Raw genomic sequence first — 4131 nt, 5'->3', positions numbered from 1 at the left:
GTTGACGCCCGGGAACCCCGGAGGGGCGCACCCGTATCGGGTGCGCCCCTCCGGCACGCGCACGGCTCAGCGGGCCGTGCTCCCGCTCATCCGGCCAGGCAGGACGGGCCGAGCAGCACCTTCAGGTCGCCGAAGAGCGCCGGATCCGGCTTCACCCGGTGCCGGTCGAGACGCAGCACCGTCGTCTTGGTCGGCCCCTGGAGCTTGATCCGGACCTCGCTGTCGCCCTTGTGGTGGCTGAGGATCTCACCGAGCCGGCTGACCATCGGCGGGGTGACCCGGGTGGCCGGGATGGTCAGGATCACCGGCGCGTTGGTGCCGGCGTTGGACAGGTCCGGGACCGTCAGCTCCATGCCGACCAGCCGCGGCACGTCCTCGCGCTTGTCGAGCCGCCCCTTGACGAACACCACCGCGTCCTCGACGAGTTGGGTCGAGATCAGCTGGTAGCTCGCCGGGAAGAACATGCACTCGATGGAGCCCGCGAGGTCCTCCACGGTGGCGATCGCCCAGGCGTTGCCCTGCTTGGTCATCTTGCGCTGGAGGCCCGAGATGATGCCGCCGATCGTCACCACCGCGCCGTCGGCGTGCTCACCGCCGGTCAGCTGCGCGATGCCCGCGTCGGCCTTGTCGGAGAGCACGTGCTCCAGGCCGAAGAGCGGGTGGTCGGAGACGTACAGACCGAGCATCTCCCGCTCCTGGGCGAGCAGATAGGTCTTGTCCCACTCCTCGTCGGTGAAGACGACGTCGAGGCCGAAGCCGGGCTCGTCGCTCTCCTCCTCGCCCATCCCGCCGAACAGGTCGAACTGCCCCTCGGCCTCCTTGCGCTTCACCGCGACCACGTTGTCGATCATCGTGTCGAAGTGCGCCGTGAGGCCCTTGCGGGTGTGCCCCAGGGAGTCGAAGGCGCCCGCCTTGATCAGCGATTCCGTGGTGCGCTTGTTGCACGCGACCGCCTCGACCTTGTCGAGGTAGTCGGGGAAGGAGCTGTACTTGCCCTTGGCCTTGCGGCTCCGGATGATCGACTCCACCACGTTCGTACCGACGTTGCGGACGGCCTCCAGGCCGAAGAGGATCACGTCGTCGCCCTGCGCGGCGAAGTTGTGCACCGACTCGTTGACGTTCGGCGGGAGCACCTTGATGCCCATGCGGCGGCACTCGTTGAGGTAGACGGCCGACTTGTCCTTGTCGTCCTTGACCGAGGTGAGCAGCCCCGCCATGTACTCGGCGGGGTGGTTCGCCTTGAGGTACGCGGTCCAGTACGAGACCAGGCCGTACGCGGCGGAGTGCGCCTTGTTGAACGCGTATCCGGCGAACGGCACCAGCACGTCCCACAGCGCCTGGATGGCCTCGTCGCTGTAGCCCTTGTCGCGGGCGCCCTTCTGGAAGAGGACGAAGTTCTTCGCCAGTTCGTCGGGCTTCTTCTTGCCCATCACGCGGCGCAGGATGTCGGCCTCGCCGAGCGAGTAGCCCGCGATGATCTGGGCGGCCTTCTGCACCTGCTCCTGGTAGACGATCAGGCCGTAGGTGACGGCCAGGACCTCTTCCAGGGGCTCCTCCAGCTCCTTGTGGATCGGGGTGATCTCCTGGAGCTTGTTCTTGCGCAGCGCGTAGTTGGTGTGCGAGTCCATGCCCATCGGGCCCGGACGGTACAGCGCCGACACGGCGGAGATGTCTTCGAAGTTGTCGGGCTTCATCAGGCGCAGCAGGGAGCGCATGGGGCCGCCGTCGAACTGGAAGACGCCCAGGGTGTCGCCGCGCTGGAGGAGTTCGAAGGTCTTCGGGTCGTCGAGCGGCAGGGACAGCAGGTCGAGGTCGATGCCCTTGTTGGACTTCACCATCTTGACGGCGTCGTCCATGATCGTCAGGTTGCGCAGGCCGAGGAAGTCCATCTTCAGCAGGCCGAGCGACTCGCACTGCGGGTAGTCCCACTGCGTGATGGTCACGCCGTCCGTGTGCCGCACCCAGATCGGGGCGTGGTCGACGATGGGCTCGCTGGACATGATCACGCCGGCCGCGTGCACGCCCATCTGCCGCACCAGGCCCTCGACGCCCTTCGCGGTGTCGATGACCTTCTTGACGTCCGGCTCGTTCTCGTACATCCCGCGGATCTCGCCCGCCTCGTTGTACCGCGGGTGCGAGGGGTTGGTGATGCCGTCGAGGTCGATGCCCTTGCCGAGGACGTCGGCGGGCATCGCCTTGGTGAGGCGGTCGCCCATGGCGTACGGGTAGCCCAGCACGCGCGCGGAGTCCTTGATCGCGTTCTTGGCCTTGATCTTGCCGTAGGTGCCGATCATGGCGACCTTGTCGGCGCCGTACTTCTCGGTCACGTACCTGATCACCTCGACGCGCCGACGCTCGTCGAAGTCGATGTCGACGTCGGGCATGGAGACGCGCTCGGGGTTGAGGAACCGCTCGAAGATCAGGCCGTGCGGGATCGGGTCGAGGTCGGTGATGCCCATGGCGTAGGCGACGATCGAGCCGGCCGCCGAGCCTCGGCCGGGGCCCACCGCGATGCCGTTGTTCTTGGCCCACATGATGAAGTCGGCGACGACCAGGAAGTAGCCCGGGAACCCCATCTGGATGATGACGTCCATCTCGTACTCGACCTGCTTCTGCCGGTCCTCGGGAACACCGCCCGGGAAGCGGCGGTCCATGCCCCGGCGGACCTCCTCCTTGAACCAGGAGACCTCGGTGTAGCCCTCGGGGATGTCGAACTTGGGCATGAGGTCGCGCTTCTCGAACATGCCCGTGGTGTCGACCATCTCGGCGACCAGGAGCGTGTTGGCGCAGCCTTCCTGCCAGGCGTCCGAGGAGTCGATGGCGTACATCTCGTCCGTGGACTTCAGGTAGTAGCCGGTGCCGTCGAACTTGAAGCGGTCGGGGTCGGAGAGGTTCTTGCCGGTCTGGATGCACAGCAGGGCGTCGTGGGCGGTCGCCTCGTGCGCGTACGTGTAGTGCGAGTCGTTCGTCACCAGCGGGGGGATGCCGAGCTTCCTGCCGATCTCCAGGAGGCCGTCGCGGACCCGGTGCTCGATGTCGATGCCGTGGTCCATCAGCTCCAGGAAGTAGCGGTCCTTGCCGAAGATGTCCTGGTAGTCGGCGGCGGCCTTCAGCGCCTCGTCGTACTGGCCGAGCCGCAGCCGGGTCTGCACCTCGCCGGAGGGGCAGCCGGTGGAGGCCACGATGCCCTCGGACCACTGGGAGATGGTCTCCTTGTCCATCCGGGGCCACTTCTGCAGCCAGCCCTCGGCGTAGGCGTCGGAGGACAGTTTGAAGAGGTTGTGCAGGCCGGTCTTGTTCACCGCCCACATCGTCTTGTGCGTGTAACCACCGGAACCCGAGACGTCGTCCCGCTTCTGGTGCGGCTGCCCCCACTGGATCTTGCGCTTGTTCCGCCGGGACTCGGGGGCGACGTACGCCTCGATCCCGATGATCGGGGTCACCCCGGCCTTCTGCGCGGAGTGGAAGAAGTCGTACGCCCCGTGCAGGTTGCCGTGGTCGGACATGGCGATGTGCGTCATGCCCATCTCGTTGCAGGCGTTGAACATGTCCTTCAGCCGCGCGGCACCGTCCAGCAGCGAGTACTGGGTGTGGACGTGCAGGTGCGTGAAAGGCGGCTTTGACACGGTTGCGACCTCCGGGGGAAACAGGCGTCGACGATCTTCCGACCGGCTGCGGACAGTCTGGGGGGACAGCGTCGAAGTCTATGCCCCGGGACTGACACCGGCCGGGCACTCCCACGTACCTTCGTGCGTTGGGTACGGCAGATACGGCTGTCGTACACGTCATGCACCAGGAGGCACCCCGCGATGTCGGTCACCCCGCTCAACGAAGAGCAGCGCGGCGAGGAGATCCTCGCCGTTTTCGACACCGCCTTCGGCGAGCTCCTGGCCGCCGACCCGGCCGCGTTCCGCGTGAAGTTCCGGAAGATGGCCGCCTCGGCCTTCGCCTTCTACCGCGGCACGGCGGGGCTCTTCTACCACGACCTCGACACCGACCGGCGCGGCGGCCCCTACCTGGACGAGCGCACCTCGCGCGTGTGGATCCACGGCGACCTGCACGCGGAGAACTTCGGCACGTACATGGACTCCCTATCGGCGTACGTGGATGACTGTCTTCCCGCAGTGTTCG

Annotated in this window: 2 protein-coding genes; one reads left to right on the top strand and one right to left on the bottom strand. The window is 66.8% G+C overall.

The window, feature by feature from the left end:
• Positions 1 to 86 precede the first annotated feature (86 nt).
• Positions 87 to 3626: a DNA polymerase III subunit alpha gene (gene dnaE, locus ABZ646_RS41600; RefSeq protein WP_360531479.1), complete on the bottom strand. Its 3540-nt coding sequence runs from the start codon at positions 3624 to 3626 to the stop codon at positions 87 to 89.
• A gap of 183 nt (positions 3627 to 3809) precedes the next feature.
• Between dnaE and ABZ646_RS41595 the strand changes: the two genes are divergently transcribed.
• A partial coding sequence (locus ABZ646_RS41595) for a DUF2252 family protein (protein WP_360531476.1) occupies positions 3810 to 4131 on the top strand: 322 nt, incomplete at its 3' end.

This window comes from Streptomyces sp. NPDC007162 (assembly GCF_040634175.1).
GTDB lineage: Bacteria > Actinomycetota > Actinomycetes > Streptomycetales > Streptomycetaceae > Streptomyces.
The sequence above is the reverse complement of the archived record's forward strand: the minus strand, read 5'-3'. Positions and strand labels throughout refer to the sequence as shown.